The sequence below is a fragment of the Methylomonas sp. HYX-M1 genome, from assembly GCF_040741385.1.
Classification (GTDB): domain Bacteria; phylum Pseudomonadota; class Gammaproteobacteria; order Methylococcales; family Methylomonadaceae; genus Methylomonas; species Methylomonas rhizoryzae.
The window spans coordinates 1285580-1302251 of the sequence record NZ_CP160405.1; the positions used below are offsets into that span (position 1 = coordinate 1285580).

20 protein-coding genes and 1 tRNA gene are annotated in these 16672 nt (G+C 52.1%); 16 read left to right on the plus strand and 5 right to left on the minus strand.

Features of this window, described 5'->3' with window-relative positions; all coding sequences use genetic code 11:
• The first annotated feature begins 11 nt into the window (after positions 1-11).
• The gene (greA, locus tag AB0A83_RS06065; protein WP_150047406.1) at positions 12-488 is read left to right on the plus strand and encodes a transcription elongation factor GreA; all 477 of its coding nucleotides are present in this window, start codon (positions 12-14) and stop codon (positions 486-488) included.
• Positions 489-521: 33 nt separating this feature from the next.
• On the opposite strand, the gene yhbY is transcribed toward greA, so the two are convergent.
• Entirely contained in the window at positions 522-791 is a 270-nt protein-coding gene (gene yhbY, locus AB0A83_RS06070; RefSeq protein ID WP_190303262.1) for a ribosome assembly RNA-binding protein YhbY, read from the minus strand.
• A gap of 48 nt (positions 792-839) precedes the next feature.
• Here yhbY and rlmE point away from each other — a divergent pair, with 48 nt between their 5' ends.
• The 14 genes from rlmE to AB0A83_RS06140 all read left to right on the plus strand — a co-directional run bounded on the left by rlmE (position 840) and on the right by AB0A83_RS06140 (position 12578).
• Positions 840-1457, plus strand: a complete 618-nt coding sequence (gene rlmE, locus AB0A83_RS06075; RefSeq protein ID WP_150047408.1) for a 23S rRNA (uridine(2552)-2'-O)-methyltransferase RlmE — start codon at positions 840-842, stop codon at positions 1455-1457.
• Between the two features lie 126 nt (positions 1458-1583).
• Positions 1584-3506, plus strand: a complete 1923-nt coding sequence (ftsH, locus tag AB0A83_RS06080; RefSeq protein ID WP_150047409.1) for an ATP-dependent zinc metalloprotease FtsH — start codon at positions 1584-1586, stop codon at positions 3504-3506.
• A gap of 78 nt (positions 3507-3584) precedes the next feature.
• Positions 3585-4925 carry a phosphoglucosamine mutase gene (gene glmM, locus AB0A83_RS06085; protein WP_150047410.1) on the plus strand — a complete coding sequence of 447 codons (1341 nt, stop codon included), beginning with the start codon at positions 3585-3587 and terminating at the stop codon, positions 4923-4925.
• A gap of 54 nt (positions 4926-4979) precedes the next feature.
• The gene (gene tpiA, locus AB0A83_RS06090; RefSeq protein WP_150047411.1) at positions 4980-5726 is read left to right on the plus strand and encodes a triose-phosphate isomerase; all 747 of its coding nucleotides are present in this window, start codon (positions 4980-4982) and stop codon (positions 5724-5726) included.
• Positions 5727-5746: 20 nt separating this feature from the next.
• The gene (secG, locus tag AB0A83_RS06095) at positions 5747-6139 is read left to right on the plus strand and encodes a preprotein translocase subunit SecG (protein ID WP_197737415.1); all 393 of its coding nucleotides are present in this window, start codon (positions 5747-5749) and stop codon (positions 6137-6139) included.
• A gap of 6 nt (positions 6140-6145) precedes the next feature.
• A tRNA-Leu gene (locus AB0A83_RS06100) sits at positions 6146-6230 on the plus strand.
• A 176-nt stretch (positions 6231-6406) separates the two neighbouring features.
• Positions 6407-7660, plus strand: coding sequence for a tyrosine-type recombinase/integrase (locus AB0A83_RS06105; protein ID WP_367155692.1), 1254 nt, complete (start codon positions 6407-6409; stop codon positions 7658-7660).
• Between the two features lie 110 nt (positions 7661-7770).
• Positions 7771-8469: a hypothetical protein gene (locus AB0A83_RS06110; protein WP_367155693.1), complete on the plus strand. Its 699-nt coding sequence runs from the start codon at positions 7771-7773 to the stop codon at positions 8467-8469.
• 66 nt (positions 8470-8535) lie between these two features.
• Positions 8536-8778: a helix-turn-helix transcriptional regulator gene (locus tag AB0A83_RS06115; RefSeq protein ID WP_367155695.1), complete on the plus strand. Its 243-nt coding sequence runs from the start codon at positions 8536-8538 to the stop codon at positions 8776-8778.
• Positions 8779-8781: 3 nt separating this feature from the next.
• Positions 8782-8937, plus strand: a complete 156-nt coding sequence (locus AB0A83_RS06120) for a hypothetical protein (RefSeq protein WP_367155697.1) — start codon at positions 8782-8784, stop codon at positions 8935-8937.
• On the plus strand, positions 8930-11347 hold the full coding sequence (locus AB0A83_RS06125) for a DUF3987 domain-containing protein (RefSeq protein ID WP_367155698.1): 2418 nt from the start codon (positions 8930-8932) through the stop codon (positions 11345-11347). The genes AB0A83_RS06120 and AB0A83_RS06125 overlap by 8 nt, the downstream gene beginning before the upstream one ends.
• A gap of 176 nt (positions 11348-11523) precedes the next feature.
• Positions 11524-11952, plus strand: a complete 429-nt coding sequence (locus AB0A83_RS06130) for a hypothetical protein (protein WP_367155699.1) — start codon at positions 11524-11526, stop codon at positions 11950-11952.
• Positions 11945-12133 (plus strand): hypothetical protein, encoded by a 189-nt coding sequence (locus AB0A83_RS06135; RefSeq protein ID WP_367155700.1) that lies wholly within the window; start codon positions 11945-11947, stop codon positions 12131-12133. Before AB0A83_RS06130 ends, AB0A83_RS06135 begins: the two co-directional genes overlap by 8 nt.
• Positions 12134-12371: 238 nt before the next feature.
• Positions 12372-12578, plus strand: a complete 207-nt coding sequence (locus AB0A83_RS06140) for a hypothetical protein (protein ID WP_367155701.1) — start codon at positions 12372-12374, stop codon at positions 12576-12578.
• A gap of 23 nt (positions 12579-12601) precedes the next feature.
• Here the strand turns inward: AB0A83_RS06140 and AB0A83_RS06145 are convergent, their stop codons facing one another.
• Positions 12602-12970, minus strand: coding sequence for a hypothetical protein (locus AB0A83_RS06145; RefSeq protein ID WP_367155702.1), 369 nt, complete (start codon positions 12968-12970; stop codon positions 12602-12604).
• A gap of 1069 nt (positions 12971-14039) precedes the next feature.
• Between AB0A83_RS06145 and AB0A83_RS06150 the strand changes: the two genes are divergently transcribed.
• On the plus strand, positions 14040-14294 hold the full coding sequence (locus tag AB0A83_RS06150) for an Arm DNA-binding domain-containing protein (RefSeq protein ID WP_367155703.1): 255 nt from the start codon (positions 14040-14042) through the stop codon (positions 14292-14294).
• Positions 14295-14297: 3 nt separating this feature from the next.
• On the opposite strand, the gene AB0A83_RS06155 is transcribed toward AB0A83_RS06150, so the two are convergent.
• The 3 genes from AB0A83_RS06155 to AB0A83_RS06165 form a co-directional block, all read right to left on the minus strand.
• The gene (locus AB0A83_RS06155; RefSeq protein ID WP_367155704.1) at positions 14298-14912 is read right to left on the minus strand and encodes an HAD-IA family hydrolase; all 615 of its coding nucleotides are present in this window, start codon (positions 14910-14912) and stop codon (positions 14298-14300) included.
• 212 nt (positions 14913-15124) lie between these two features.
• Positions 15125-15583, minus strand: coding sequence for an SRPBCC family protein (locus tag AB0A83_RS06160; RefSeq protein ID WP_150047427.1), 459 nt, complete (start codon positions 15581-15583; stop codon positions 15125-15127).
• A gap of 61 nt (positions 15584-15644) precedes the next feature.
• Positions 15645-16607: a hypothetical protein gene (locus tag AB0A83_RS06165; RefSeq protein ID WP_367155705.1), complete on the minus strand. Its 963-nt coding sequence runs from the start codon at positions 16605-16607 to the stop codon at positions 15645-15647.
• Positions 16608-16672 lie beyond the last annotated feature (65 nt).

Genomic DNA, 16672 nt, shown 5'->3' on the forward strand with positions numbered 1-16672 from the left:
AGGAGTTGTACATGAATAAAGTGCCGCTAACCGTGGCAGGCGCAAACAAATTACGCGCCGAGTTGGAAGAGCTTAAAACGGTGACTAGACCCCGTATCATTCAAGCCATCGCGGACGCCCGCGAGCACGGGGATTTGAAAGAAAATGCCGAATACCACGCTGCGCGTGAACAACAAAGCTTTGCGGAAGGCCGTATCGCCGAAATCGAAAGCAAATTGTCGAACGCCAACATCATTGACGTTACCAAGACCGACGCCGGCGGCAAAGTCGTATTCGGCGCGACCGTCAAAATAGAAGATTTGGATTCCGGTAAACAAGTAAGCTACCAGATCGTCGGCGAGGATGAAGCCAATATCAAGGAAGGCCGTATTTCTGTCGGATCGCCTATCGCCAGAGCCCTGATCGGTAAAGAAGAGGGTGATACGGTAATCGTCAAAGCCCCCGGTGGCGACATCGAATACGAAATTATCTCGGTAGAATATCTATAAGCGGAAATAGAGGAGGCGAATCGCCTCCTCGAATTATTTTTTCTTGGGATTTTTTCTATACAGAACCACGATTTGGCCAATCGATTGCACCCAGTCAGCGCCTGTGTCGGCGATAGCCTGCTCTGCGATTTCGGCCCGCTCGTCGCGTTCAGCCCGAATCCTGATTTTGATCAATTCGTGGGCGTCTAAAGCTGCATTGATTTCTTTGACGACTGCAGGCGTCAAGCCGGCTTGGCCGACGATCACTACCGGTTTGAGCGTATGAGCTTGCGCTTTCAATTTTTTTCTTTGGATAGGGTCCACTGCGAGTCCTTTAAAATTTAGCCGCGCAATTTTACACGAATCGAATTCATGGCACGTAGCAAAAGTAGCCAGCAATGGATGCAGGAACATTTTCACGACGAATACGTCAAAAAAGCCCAAGCAATGGGTTACCGTTCGCGAGCGGTATTCAAACTCAGCGAAATTCAGGAAAAGGATAAAATTATCCGGCCGGGTATCAATGTGGTCGATTTGGGGGCCGCGCCCGGCGGCTGGTCCGAATATGTTAGAAAACTTTTAGGAAAAAACGACAAGATTGTCGCGCTGGATTTATTGGAGATAGAACCTATCGCCGGAGTCGACTTCATCCGCGGCGATTTTCGCGACGACGACGTGCTGCAAAAACTTTACGAAATTCTTGCCGATCAGCCCGTGCACTTGTTATTGTCGGACATGGCCCCCAATATGAGCGGTAACAAGGAAACCGATCAGCCGCGCAGCATTTATCTGGGGGAACTTGCACTCGATGCCGCCCAACAACTATTGGCTCCCGGCGGCACCTTACTAATCAAAATGTTTCAAGGGGAAGGATTCGATGCCTATATGCAGGAAGTGAAACGCAATTTTAAATCTACAGTTATTCGCAAGCCGAAAGCCTCGCGTCCCAGAAGCAACGAAGTCTACATTTTGGCGAAAGGTTTTAAATAGGCTGGTAAACTGTGTTATTAAGGTCTGTCGGAAGCTGTAATTTAGTTTCGAAAGGCATTTGAACAAAAATTAAAGTGTTTTCAATTTTGGGGCCGAAGTCGGTCCGGAGCGCGTAAATTGAGCGATATGTTAAAAAATTTAGTGCTGTGGGTTGTCATCGCAGTAGTGTTGATGGCGATTTTCAACAATTTCGGCGCCAGGTCGATGCGTAGCGACGCGACTTTATCGTATTCGCAACTGATAGACGCAGTTAAGGCCGGTCAGGTGCAGCAAGTAGCGATTAACGACAACACCGTGCGCGGCAGAATGCAGTCCGGCGAGAAGTTTAAAACCTACATGCCGAACGATCCGCATTTGATTGACGACTTGCTGGCCAACAACGTTGAAATCGTCGTGCAGCCGCCCGAAGAACCGTCGATGCTGATGCAGATTTTCGTGTCTTTCGGACCGATTTTGCTGTTGATTGCGGTGTGGGTGTTTTTCATGCGGCAGATGCAAGGCGGCGGCGTTGGCGGGCGCGGCGGGGCGATGGGTTTCGGCAAGAGCAAGGCTCGCATGTTGGATCAGGATCAGAACAAGGTGACCTTTGCCGATGTTGCCGGTTGCGACGAAGCCAAGGAAGAAGTCGAAGAAATGGTCGACTTTTTGAAAGATCCGTCCAAATACCAAAAGCTGGGTGGCAAAGTACCGCGCGGAGCATTGATGGTCGGTCCTCCGGGTACCGGCAAAACCTTGCTGGCGCGGGCTATCGCCGGCGAAGCGAAAGTGCCGTTTTTTACCATTTCGGGTTCGGATTTTGTGGAAATGTTCGTCGGGGTCGGTGCTTCCAGGGTGCGTGACATGTTCGAACAAGCCAAAAAGCACGCACCTTGCATCATTTTTATCGACGAGATTGACGCCGTCGGCCGCTCGCGCGGTGCGGGCTTGGGTGGCGGTAACGACGAACGCGAACAAACCCTCAACCAATTGTTGGTGGAAATGGACGGTTTCGAAGGTCACGAGGGCATCATCGTGATCGCGGCGACCAACCGTGCCGACGTGCTGGATAAAGCCTTATTGCGCCCCGGACGCTTCGACCGTCAAGTCGTGGTCGGTTTGCCGGATGTCAGAGGTCGCGAACAAATTCTGAACGTGCACTTGAAAAAAGTGCCGGTCGCGGACGATGTGAAAGTCAAATATATCGCACAAGGTACACCCGGTTTTTCCGGCGCCGATTTAGCCAACCTGGTTAACGAGGCGGCTTTGTTTGCGGCACGCTTCAACAAGCGCTTAGTCAGCATGGCCGATTTGGAAAAAGCCAAAGACAAATTGATCATGGGTGCCGAACGCCGTTCGATGGTGATGGACGAAAAAGAAAAGCGCATGACCGCTTATCACGAAGCCGGCCACGCCATCGTCGGTCGTATCGTCCCCGAACACGATCCGGTGTACAAAGTCAGCATCATGCCGCGTGGCCGAGCACTGGGTATTACCATGTTCTTGCCGGAACGCGACCAATACAGCGCCAGCAAATGCAAGCTGGACAGCATGATTTCCAGTTTGTACGGCGGACGGATTGCCGAAGAACTGATTTTCGGCTGGGAACAAGTCTCCACCGGCGCTTCCAACGATATCGAGCGTGCGACCGAGCTTGCCCGCAACATGGTAACGAAATGGGGCTTGTCGCAACGGTTAGGACCTTTGGCGTACAGCGAAGAAGAAGGTGAAATCTTTTTAGGTCGTTCCGTTACCCAACATAAATCGGTCGCGGAGGAAACCGCGCACACAATAGACGAAGAAATTCGGTCTATTATTGATCGGAATTACGAGCGTGCTGAAAATATCCTGAAAGAAAACGAAGATATATTGCACGCAATGTCCGAAGCGCTGATCAAGTACGAAACCATAGACAAAGATCAAATCGACGACTTGATGAATCGGCGTCCGGTGCGCGAACCCAAAGGCTGGGACGACACTCCGACGCCGCCGTTCAACAAGAATGCCGAGGCGGAACCTTGGGGTAAAGGTGCCGATCAGCCTTCGATAGGAGGGACTGCCGAGCAAGGTTAAAACGCTTGGGCAGTTGGAATTGAAGGGAGAGAGACTTCGGTCTCTCTTTTTTTTGCAAGTAGATATACAGGATCATAGATGGCGAAAAAATATTTTGGTACCGACGGTATTCGGGGAAAGGTAGGTCAATATCCGATTACGCCGGATTTTATGCTAAAGCTGGGCTGGGCGACGGGGAGGGTGTTTGCGAAAGAAGGTAGCGGTTTCGTGCTGGTGGGTAAGGATACGCGTATCTCGGGCTATATGTTCGAATCCGCGCTGGAAGCCGGCTTATCAGCGGCCGGAGTGGATACCAGAATGATAGGGCCTATGCCGACGCCGGGGATCGCTTATTTAACCCGCACCTTGCGCGCAAAAGCCGGCATCGTGATCAGTGCTTCTCACAATCCTTACTACGATAACGGCATCAAATTTTTTTCGGTCGACGGCACCAAATTGCCGGACGAATTGGAACAGGAAATCGAGCATTACATCGACGCACCGATGACGACGGTCGAATCGTCAAAACTCGGTAAAGTGAAGCGCATCACCGATGCCGCCGGGCGCTATATCGAATTTTGTAAATCTACGGTTCCGGCTTCGCTGGCCTTCAAAGGCCTTCGCATTGTCATCGATTGTGCAAACGGGGCGACCTACCATATCGCGCCGCACGTATTCAGCGAAGTCGGCGCGGAGGTAGTCACGATAGGCTCGGAACCGGACGGGCTGAATATTAATGACGAATGCGGTGCTACCAAGCCCGAAATATTGGCGGCAAAAGTGTTGGAATGTCACGCTGATTTGGGTATTGCGTTGGACGGCGACGGCGACAGAGTAATCATGGTCGACCACAAAGGCGAAATTGTCGACGGCGACGAATTGATATACATCATTGCCAAATCGTTTCAGGAGAAGGGTAAATTGTACGGCCCGGTAGTCGGTACTCTGATGTCGAATTTAGGCATGGAGCATGCGTTAAAAGCAATGGGCGTGCCGCTACTCAGAGCGAATGTCGGCGACCGTTACGTGATGGAATTACTAAAAGCGCGCGGCGGTTGTTTGGGCGGGGAAGGATCCGGACATATCATTTGTTTGGACAAAACCACCACCGGCGACGGTATTGTTGCCGCGTTGCAAGTATTGGCGGAAATGCAATTTACCGGCAAAAATCTGCACGAGTTGAAATCCGGTATGAAAAAATATCCACAAGTGCTGATCAACGTCCGGGTCGATAAAAAAGTCAATTTAAACGAGATGGATGGGGTCAAAAAAGCCGTGGCGGCGGTCGAGCAAAAGCTTGGCGATAAAGGCCGGGTGCTGCTGCGCGCTTCCGGCACCGAGCCTCTGGTTAGAGTCATGGTGGAAGGCGTAGACCAGGACGATGTTAGTCAATACGCCAGACAATTGGCCGACGATGTCAAGCAGGCAATCGCAGCTTGAACTGAATGCGTCTAAGGTTTATCATTGCCGGCTTTATTTGCTTCGGAGTTTGTGATGCGGCAATCATTGATCATGGGAAACTGGAAAATGAATACCTCACGGGACGAGGGCGTGCAGCTGGCCAAAGCGTTAGCGGAAGGCTTGGGCGGCGTCAGTCAGGAAGTGGCGGTATGCGTTCCGTTTGTTTACCTGTCTGATATTCGCAATGCACTGGCCGGCTCGCCGATTGCCGTTGGCGCGCAAAATGTCGCGGACCAAGCTGTGGGTGCCTACACCGGCGAGGTGTCTGCAGCTATGTTGGCGGACTGCGGCTGCAAATATGCATTGGTCGGCCACTCCGAACGCCGCAGCTATTACGGCGATAGCAACCGAAGTGTGGCGCAACGCTTTTGTCAGTCACAAAAACAAAACATCATTCCGGTTTTGTGTGTCGGCGAGACTTTGCAAGAGCGCGACGACAACAAAACCTTTCAAGTCGTCGACGAACAATTGGATGCCGTCATAGACGCAGCCGGAATCGAAGCGTTTGCCAAGGCCGTTATCGCCTATGAGCCGGTTTGGGCAATCGGTACCGGTAAAACCGCGACCGATGAACAAGCCCAGGAAGTTCACCAATACATCCGCCAACGTATCGCAGCTAGAAGCCAGGAAATTGCCGACAAAGTGCAAATTTTGTACGGCGGTAGCGTTAAACCGGATAACGCCAAAGGCTTGTTCGCAATGCCGGATATCGATGGCGGTCTGGTAGGTGGGGCGTCGCTCGATGCCAAAGGATTCTTACAAATCTGCCACTCGGTTTAGAATTTATCGTTAGGATTAACATGCTGTATCAAATTATCATCGTTTTTCATATCCTGTTGGGTATCGGCATTATAGGCTTGGTATTGATGCAGCAGGGTAAAGGTGCCGACGCCGGTGCGGCTTTCGGCAGCGGCGCGTCGGGTTCGGTATTCGGTGCCCAGGGTTCCGCGTCTTTTCTGTCCAGGAGTACCGCGATATTTGCGACTCTGTTTTTTATCACCAGCCTGGGCTTGGCGTTTTTGAGCGGGCATCAAAGCAAAAAAGCCGACATCATCATGGACACACCGGCTGCACCCGCACAAAAAGAAGACGTCCCCCTCACACAAAGTACTGTTGAGCAATCGGTCCCGGTCGCGACCTTGCCGAGCGAACAACCGATCAAAGAAGTGGATCCCTCAGCCCCAGCAGAATAAGACATTGCCGACGTGGTGAAATTGGTAGACACGCCATCTTGAGGGGGTGGTGACGCAAGTCGTGCCGGTTCAAGTCCGGCCGTCGGTACCAAATTAGGGTTTGAAGAAACCCAACGAAGTACAAAAACCCGCAAGTTTCCTGGCTTAGCGGGTTTTTTATTGTCCAGCGATGTGCAAAGAATACTTATACAATGCACCAAAATTAGTGACACTGAGAGTGATAGCGGCTAAAGTTACTTCATCCAGTATCACTTTTGGTGTCACAAAATGGCTGAAAAAATCAACAAGGATGCGGCTTACAAGGCTGCCAAGCCAAAAGAAAAGGATTACACGATTAGCGACGGTGGCGGGTTGTCGCTTTTCGTTAAATCAAATGGCGTAAAGCGTTGGATTTTTATCTATCGCTTTGACGGTGTTCAAAATCGGTTAGGTTTTGGTACTTACCCCGATACCTCTTTAGAGAACGCCAGACGCAAAGCCGAAGAAGCGCGCGAACAAATCGCCAATGGTATAGACCCCGGCGGAATCAGAAAAGAAGCCAAGGCAGCCAAGCAACTTGCCAAGGCCAATGACGAGCGGATCAGCGAAGGTTTGCCAATATTAAACAGCTTTGCGGATATTACCCGGCAATGGCTGGATTCTATCGCCCACCTTACCAGTGATAAAACCCACACCAAGAAAACCAGCAGGATTGAACGCTTAGCCATTCCATTGCTGGGGGATAAGCTAATCAGGGAAATCAAGTCGTCTGAAATACTGACAGTGCTAAAGCCGATGATTGATAAACAGCAGCTTGAAACGGCCCACCGGCTACACGCTGAAATCAGTTCGATCTTTGCCTATGCCATTGTCCACAACTTTACTGATTACGACCCGGCGCAACCAGTCGCCAAACAGATACCGGCCCAAAAGGTTAAACATCGAGCTGCAATCATCGATCCTAAGCTTGTGGCGCAATTGCTCAGGGATATAAGCAACTATCAGGGAACCTTTGTGGTGCAATCGGCGTTCAGGCTGTCGCCGTTGTTGTTTCAACGTCCCGGCGAAATCCGGAAAATGCTTTGGTCTGATGTTGACCTGGTGGCTCGGGAATGGCGGCCTTATGTGTCGAAAACAGATTTTCATCATATCGTTCCTTTATCAACGCAAGCTATCGCCATTCTAGAGGCAGTTCAACCCCTTACAGGTGGCGGCCAGTATGTTTTTCCGTCAAGTCGTGGGGATGGTCGGCCTATGTCGGATAACACCATCAGAACGGCGCTTAAATCGCTAGGTTATGAATCTGACGTGATGACCGCTCACGGCTTTAGAACCACAGCATCAACGCTACTCAATGAACAGGGATGGAATCCGGACGCTATCGAGCGGCAACTAGCCCACGCGCCACGGGATCAAGTGAGAGCGGCCTACAACCGCGCGCAATACCTGGATGAAAGGCGGCGCATGATGCAAAGCTGGGCGGATTACCTGGACGGCTTGAAGGCTGGCGCGCAAGTCTTGCCATTTAAGCAGGTAAGTTAAAACGTTATAATCAAATTTAACCGGATAGCCCGACGGGGCGACAAGCGGGATTCGTCCCCCGTTTCCGGTTAATCCTTATAGACGGCTTGCACTTTGACGAGGTGTTTTGAATGATGATTAGTTTTGGCCGACTTAGTTATGACAATTTGTCTGATTTAGAATGGATTGCTTTAAAACATTATCTTGATGAAAACGACCAGAAAATTTTGTCGAACATAATACTCAGCCAAAAAGAATTAAGTCCTGATATGCGTCGCTTTATAGTCGATCATATCGCCGGAAGAGTTTCGCGACCAGCAGGCAAAAAAACCTCAGTCAAAACGAGGAACAGCGCTATTGTTAAAGGCATTTTTTACCTTTTAAAAATTAGACACAAACTCACTTCCGGCGCACATGGCGATGGATCCGCCCAGATAATGGCCAAAAGGTTTAATGTAACGGAAGACGTTGCTCTCGATGCCTATAAAAAATTAAAACATCAAAAAGCCGATATTATGCAGCCTGGTTTGGAAGACGTAACATATTACAACGATCTGCCATCACCGCCGCCGATAAGACTCACGCCAGATTACCGCAAGGCATTGGCTAAGAGTGAAAAGGCTATTCTGGACATGCTGAACAGCATCCGAGAAACAAAATCTAGCATACTAGGTAAGGCTTCGCCGAAAGCGTCCAAGTGCAAAAATTTGTCGTTCGAAGCTATCGAAGCGTTAGAAGCGCAAATGCGCGAGGAACTCCGGGATTTACTGCAACTGGCAAGAGAACGAGCCAAGAAAAAAATGGAAAATGAAATAACGCATATTCCATGACACCATAAAAAATATTCCCATAATGCAGTGCCATATCCTACACAAGCCAAAGGAGGCTTATACGATATGGCAACATTCAAAACAAACATTACCGACCAACAAACTGTAATAGCTTTCGGCTATCTGCGAATCTGGCACATCGTCGGCGACCGCAAACGCGGCATTGAACCCTTATTACCGGTTGGCCGCTCCACCTTTCTGGCTGGCGTCAAATCCGGCAAATATCCCAAACCCGTCAAGCTAGGCGAGCGAACCACCGCCTGGAGAAAGGCTGATATTCTAGCTTTGCTGGATAGCGTGGAGGGTTAAGGAATGACGGGCAATAAAAAACCGCAAGAGGTAGGCGAACCCCAAGCGGCTTCAAAATCATTCAGCGATGGCAATTTTAACCAGTTCTTACACCGTATAAAAGCAGCAATTTACAAGCTGGCCCCTTGGTTGTTTTTCATGGGGGTGATGCATGGTTAATGCCGTCGAATCTTTCAAAACCGCAATACAAGCCCACGGCCTGCAACCGCCGGACACGATCCAACCCGGCAAATTGCACCGTTTCAGCGGCTATGACAAAGGGCGCGGTAATGATGCCGGATGGTGCAAATTGTTCGATGACTTGCGCGGCGGCGTGTTTGGCGATTTTTCCACCGGCTTAGATGAGCATTGGCAAATTGAAACCGGACACACCTACCCCGCCGAAGAACGGGCAGCCTTTAAGCAACGGATTGAAGCCGAGCGCCAGCAACGCCAAGCCGAGGAATTACAACGGCATGAATCGGCAGCAAAGCAAGCGGCTGAAATCCTGGCGGAGGCTGGTGGCGATCCGGCGCAACACCCTTACAGACTGAAAAAAGCCGTGTCGTTTGGCCCCAGGGTGAAGCGTGGCGAGTGGACGCAACGCGGCTGGCCTGATGCTTTGCTGATTCCGATCTATGGCGCAGACGGCAAAATCTGGACGCTGGAAGCGATCAACGCCGACGGCGAAAAAGACTACCTGAAAGGCGGACGCAAGGGCGGCGGCTTTCATCCGTTAGGCAAAATCAGCGGCACCAACCGGGTTTTGATTGGTGAAGGCTTGGCAACGGTGGCGGCGGTTCATGCAGTTGACGGCGCGCCAGCAGTCGCAGCCATGGACGCGGGCAACCTAACCGCCGTGGCGCGGGCTGTTCGTGTGTTGGCCCCGGATGCTGAAATTGTTTTGCTGACCGACAACGACATTAAACCGGACGGCAGCAACCCAGGCGTAAAGGTAGCCACCGAAGCGGCGCAAGCCGTGGGCGGGCGCGTGGCGGTTCCTGAGCTGGATGGGCAAAAATGCGACTTTTGGGATGTGTGGCAGCAACGCGGCGCTGATGCCGTGCGGGAGGCGCTGGTTAATATTCCGCAGGTTGCCGCCGTTGAAGGCTTAGCCAGCCCCTGGCCTAGGCCGCAGCCACTGACGGCCAAAATCGAACCAGAAGCCTATCCCCTGGACGCCTTGCCGGACACGATCCGGGCGGCGGTGGAAGAAGTCACGGCCTTTGCCAAAGCCCCGTTGCCATTGGTGGCGGGTTCGGCACTGGGCGCGCTGTCGTTGGCAATTCAAGCCCATTGCGACATCCAGCGAGCCCCGCTACTGGCCGGGCCGGTTGGCCTGTTCCTGTTGAGCATTGCCGATTCCGGCGAACGGAAAACCACGTGCGACGGCTTTTTTACAAAAGCGATCCGCCAATATGAAGCTGAGCAGGCCGAACTTGCCGTGCCATTGTTGAAGGATTACGCTGCGGAATTAGCGGCCTGGAATGCCGAACGAGATGGCTTGTTATCTGCGATCAAGGATGCAGGCAAAAAGGACAAGCCGACACAAAAGCACCGCGACGACCTGAAAGAACTGGAACACCACAAACCTGAACCGCCCAGAATCCCGCGGCTGATATTGGGCGATGAAACCCCGGAAAACCTTGCCTATACCTTGGCTAAAAACTGGCCTAGCGCGGGCGTGGTTTCGAGTGAAGCGGGCGTCGTGTTTGGGGCGCATGGCATGGGCAAGGATTCTATAATGCGCAACCTTGGCTTGCTGAATGTGCTTTGGGATGGCAAAGAATTGTCGATAGGCCGCCGGTCGTCGGAATCCTTCACCGTGAAGGATGCGCGGCTTACCGTGGCCTTGCAGATTCAAGAAGCCACCTTGCGCGAATTCTTCAACCGATCCGGCGCACTGGCACGGGGCACCGGCTTTTTAGCGCGTTTCCTGGTGGCGTGGCCGGAATCAACGCAAGGCTTTCGGCCCTTTACCGATCCGCCGGACACATGGCCGAAACTGGCGCGGTTCCATCAACGCGTTACCGAGATATTGAACACCCCGGCACCCTTGAAAGAACAAGGCGGGCTCAGCCCTGTCCTTCTCACATTCGCCCCGGCGGCAAAATCGGATTGGATAGCCTTTCACGACGCCATAGAAAATGAATTGAAAGCAGGCGGCGAACTGTACGACGTGCGGGATGTTGCCAGCAAGACCGCCGATAACGCGGCACGATTGGCGGCGCTGTTTCATGTCTTTACGCATGGCATAGGCGGCGCGGTGGATATAGATAGCTTCGAGGGCGCAAGCCGTATAGCGGCCTGGCATTTATCCGAATCGCGGCGTTTTTTCGGTGAACTGGCCTTGCCCGCCGAACTGGCGAACGCGGCGCGGCTGGATGCCTGGCTGATCGATTACGCCAAACGGGAGCGGACGCACCTAATCAGCAAGCGGCATGTGTTGCAGCATGGCCCAATCCGAAATAATGCGGCGCTCGTGGCGGCATTGAAAGAACTCGACGACCTGGATAGAGCAAGACTGGTTCAGGACGGCAAGCGTAAAACCATCAAAATCAACCCGGCTTTGCTGGTGGGCGGTGAATAATGGCGCTGTCGGCATTGATCCACAAATCCCAATCCAAGCCAATTGCTACAGCTACAGTTGCTACACCTGCTACAGATAGCCCCTATAGCCTCCCAAGTGTAGCAAACGTAGCAAGTGTAGCCGTAGCAAACCCCAGGAACGAAAACAGGCTAAAACCGGGCGACCGCCAAAAACTAATGGATTACTTGGCAACCATTGGCGAAACCGACCGGGAAAGCATCGACGAATATCTGACCGAATGCGGCAAGGATGCCGATATTCTGACGAGAGCATTACAACAGGCCGACGACTGCTTAAGGATCAATTCCGGCGACGTTTCCGGGCTGGCGCAATGCTCAGGCTGTCGGCAATTATCCGGCGATACTTGCCAGCGTCACGGCTGGCGCGTCGTGGTCGATAAGTGGCGGCGCTGTTCTGACTTCGAAGTACTACAGAAAACTCCAGTTTGTGAACTAATCACCTGCAAGGCCTGTAGTCACTTCCAGAGCTACCACCCACACGGTGGCGGCGCTGGTTCATGTGCTGCTGACGTTCAACCCTTCGGCGCTTGCTGGTGGGCGGATACCCTGCACGAGTGCAGCCAGTGGAGCCGAAAAGATGATTGAAACCGAATTGAAGGCGCTTAGCGACTTGGCCGAAGAGGTTTTGATGGCATGGCTTGCGGCGGAAAGTCCGAGCGATAGGCGACGGCAACAGGCCTTAGCCTTGCTGGCCGATGCTGGCATGTTGCTATTGAATGCTCACAAGAACCTGACGATTGACACGAAGGGAGATTGGTATAATTAAACATGGTTCAACTTAATTGTTTGGTATCTTTCCTCGTACAGTATGCTGACACAAGACCATAACAATCAATAACCTACCCGAAACACCTTGTTAATTGCCTGGTAACCAAAACCTGGTATCCAACCGAGTCTCCAGAAAATCCAACTAAGTAGGCAGCTCACTTCCAGCCTTAAAAATCAATCACCTACCTAATAAAACCCAATACCAAAATACTAGCTTTTACTAACATCGGGGCTTAATGATGGCTGCATCGAGTTTTAAAACATCCGCCGAATATCAACGGGAACGGCGAGAACACAACCGACAGCGCGGCGTGCGTCGGCTGGATATTGAAATCGACGCAAAGCTAATGGCAAGGCTACAACGAGAACTTGCCGACTATGGCGCGGCCACGCATCCGGGCGCGGCGCTGGTGGAGTGGTTGGGCGATGTATTACCGGAATAAATAATGACCTAATTATGTTTTTATTATCTACATTCAGTGCCGCCGCCTGGCTTGCTCCGGCATAGCTTGGGCGCGGTACAATCAGTATCTACTTTACATTCCATAACCTCGTTAAAGACAACTTCTTTTGATGTCTCGTTTGATTCGCCTCGCTCAACAACGTAACCGCGTTTAGTCATGCACTCTTCATAAGATGAAGCAGCTACTTCCCTGTAGATTATTGTGCCAATTCCAAACAACCACGGCCCCTCAGTTCTGCTAATTGCGTTACATTCAAGGTTATCGAGTTGTGTTTGTTGCTTTGTTGCTGATGCCGGCTCTCTTTTAATAGTAAAAGGCACTGTAGAGCAGCCGGATAAAATCAGCATTGAAATAATAATCATATTTCGCATAACGTCCATTCCGTAGAGATTAAAGCGGCTAGGGTAGTTGCATTATTTGCAGTTATCAACCAAAGCATGGAAATCGCTATAATTGAACATCGTTTAATTAAGGTTGGCACATGCCTCCTAGTATTTCGGAAGTCAGAAACATTTCAGGCTATGAAGGCTTGTCGGATGATGCGAGCATCCCATCTTGATTCATTTGGCGTACCGTAAAAGCCCTATAAAAAACAGCCACCGGCCGAAGCGACCCAAGACGAAGCCCGCGCTTTACGCAGTTATGGCGTTACCCCATTTGCCAAAGGTTTTAGGGTACGAGAAACGCCAAACTGCCGATAACTTATATGATTTGGTGAAGTGGACGGTAGTTTACAAAAACAGCGTTCACAATGCCCCTGTAAGCCGCATTCCGCTTAACTTTTGGCGTTTTGGCGTTCACGATAGTACGAACCAAAGGCAACACAGTAACCCAGGCGCGGCGCGGCTTGAAGGGCAAACGCAACACATAAAACGCCGCAGGTTTCCGCTCAGTTCTCGAACCAGTTAGCTATCTAATCGCCTAATAAATCAAGCTGATATATATTGTGATAATGTTGCAGTTATGTCGAAAAAACCTGTATTCATTATCGAATCTCACTGGTGTATTTTCTGTCGAAATTAAGGCAGCGTCGAGCGCGTGCCGGTAGTGTATAGAGCGAACCTAAGCGGTTTAATCGATCATGGACAGCAACCGCAAACGGCCAGGAATCGGCGGCAAGCTTTGAAGCGAATCAGATAACGCCATCCAAAATGAGGGCAAAAACCAAAAGTGTGACACTAAAAGTGATACTGTCTTATTGTGTTGTTTGTATTATTAATATTTTCAATTGGTTAGTATTTAATTCAAGTCCGGCCGTCGTACCAATCGCGCATCTTAAGAGATGCAAAGAAGTCCAGAAACCCGCAAATCTTCTAGGTTTGCGGGTTTTTTTATGCCTTATTACCGCTCAATAAACTTAAGGGAATACAACAAAAGTTGTTGTACCGAGCGTTGTATCAGGTAAATTGTAGGGCCTCAGTACAACACCGCTACAACAAAATGGCTCTGAATCTCAATAAAGACGCGGTCTACAGGGTAGCTAAGCCCAAAGAAAAAGATTGTCGGATTAGCGACGGCGGTGGGTTGGCATTGCTGGTTAAGTCAACCGGTTTGAAACGTTGGGTGTTTGACTATCGGTTTCAGGGGAAGGGAAATCGCTTGGGGGTTGGCGAATATCCGGCTGTGACTTTGGAAAATGCTCGTCGCCAAGCGGAAGCGATCATATTCGTTCCGGTTTTCAACCCGCATGGCTAGCTGTCAAATCACCCCAACTGCCTCCAACCCCTCGGCAATGTCCACACTCGATCTTACCAGCACCGCTTGCAGGCCGGCCCGTTTGGCGGCCTCGATGTTTTCGGCGGTGTCGTCGAAAAACAGTATGTCGGCTGCGGCTACGCCGGTCGTTTGCAAGACGTGCCGGAAGATTGTGGGCTCGGGTTTGCGCAGGCCCAGTTGGTGAGAAGCGAACACGGCGTCGAAACCGGGGAGGAGGTCGGGATAGCGTGCGGACCAAAACCGCATATGGCTTTCGTTGGTGTTGGTCAGCAAGTAGCAGGGCAAGCGGCTGCGGGCCGATTGCAGCAGTTGCGCGGTTTCGGCGATTTCGCCGACGAATATCGCGTTCCAGCCCGCCTCGATTTGCGCGGGGCTAGCCGACAACTGCAATCGAGCCGCCAGATGGGCGAAGTAGGCCGCCGAATCCAGTTCGCCGCGCTCGTGTTGCCGATATTCGCGGTCGAAATGAAACAAGCGCGCTAGCTCGGTCTCCGGCAAGGCCGAGTAGGCGGCCCAGGCGTTGATCGCCAAGCCGAAGTCGATGTCTAGCAGGACGCCGCCGAGGTCGAACAATAGGGCGCGAGGTGTTGTAAGCATGGTTGGGAAGTTGAGTTAAGGTGAAGTTTGAAACCATGGAGGTCGCCCGCTATCAATGCTTTTCATCAGCGAGGACGATTGCCAGCCCTGCATGTTCGTTACTCTGAAAGTCATTACGGGCGCGCCGCAGGGCATTCTCCGGGGCGATGCGCCACTATCCTGAGCTTTAGGATAGTCATCACGACCCGATTGAAAACCTGCAAGGATTGGTTTCATTGATGGTCGGGGATTTCAGGCTCGACCAGCTTGGCCAGTTGCTCCAGCGATTCCTGCCAGCCCAAATAGCACATTTCCACCGGTATCATCGAGGGTATGCCTGCTTGAACAATGCTGACGGAGGTTCCGCAGGACACCGCTTCCAAGTCGATCGATACCTGCATGGCAGCGGCGGAATCGGCGTGGTCGAAACGGTCAATGTGACGGATGCGTTGGTTAGGCACCAATTCGAGGTATTCGACCGTGAACGAGTGGCTACCGCCGGTACCGAAGTTGGTAAACGACATACGGTAGCCGCCGCCTACCCGCACATCCATCGTGTGAACCGTGCCGAGAAAGCCGTACGGTGGCAACCAACGCTCTAAAGCGGCTTTATCGGTAAATGCTTGGTAAATACGCTCCGCCGGCGCCCGCAGCACGCGATGCAGCCGAACGGTTCCGGTTGGGTTGGTCATATCAAGCTCCTGAGTTGAACGAGCGGGGGGGATTACCTTAACGCTTGTGCGGACTGTGCGATCAATCGGCGCCGGCGACCAAACTTAGCCAGGCTTCGGCGGCGACTCCGCTCATCCAGGCCAATTCCATGGCCATCCAATCGTCGCAGATTTGCGCAAATTCCGCACTGAGCTTGACTTGATACGAGCCGCGTGAGATTTCGTGCAGCCAGCCGGCGGCTTGCGCTTGTTTCAGCATGTTGCGCACCGTGCCGCGCGATACCGACAAGCTTTGCGCCAATTCCTGAGTCGGTGCCGCTGCCAGCAAATTGCCTTGCCCGTCGGTTTCGGCGCTGGCTATCAATGCCATCAAGACCAGATAACCGTTGCTGCGGCCCATAAAGGCCCGCACCATCGGAAACTCTTCGGATAGAAAAAAGCTGTTGTGCACGTAGGCGCTGACGCCGTAAGCGAAAACCCGGTACAGCATGGCCGGCTGTTTGCCGAGGTTGGCGGCGGGTTCCGGGAAAGGGTGGATCAATTCGACCGCGGTCAGATTGGCGGTAAACCAAACCGCCAAGGTTTCCAGCAGGCTGTCGGTCGGCGCCAGCAGTTTGGTGCGGCTACCGGCAACGTGATGCACGCGCAAATAACCGCGTATCCTCGCCAAGCCTAGCAAGGCTTTTACCAAGGTAGGGCTGCCCATGTTTAGCAAGCCGAACAATTCTATGACGCGCGAATAACTGGCGCCGGATAACGGATCGCCGTCGTCGCGTTGGTGGTGCAAGGACAGTACGAATGCCAAAAAGGCCAGATCGTGTTCGCCGCGCAGCAAGCGGGCCAGCGGTTGGTGATTCCTGAAGGCGGCCAGCATGTTGTCGGCGAAGCGGCGTTTGGCCATGTCGAACTGCGGATGCCGCTTGAGCGTGTCTGCGTAGCCTCTAAGCGCCTGACGATCCAGGGTTTGCTCGTTCCACAGGTTGGGGCAATTTCTAAACCAGGGTGCCCGGTTTAGGCAAAAATCGGAATGGATGTCGTAGTTCATCTGGAGTTGTCAGTGCTTGCTATCCGTTAACGGCAGCGGCTGGTTTTAGCCTATTGGTTTAACTT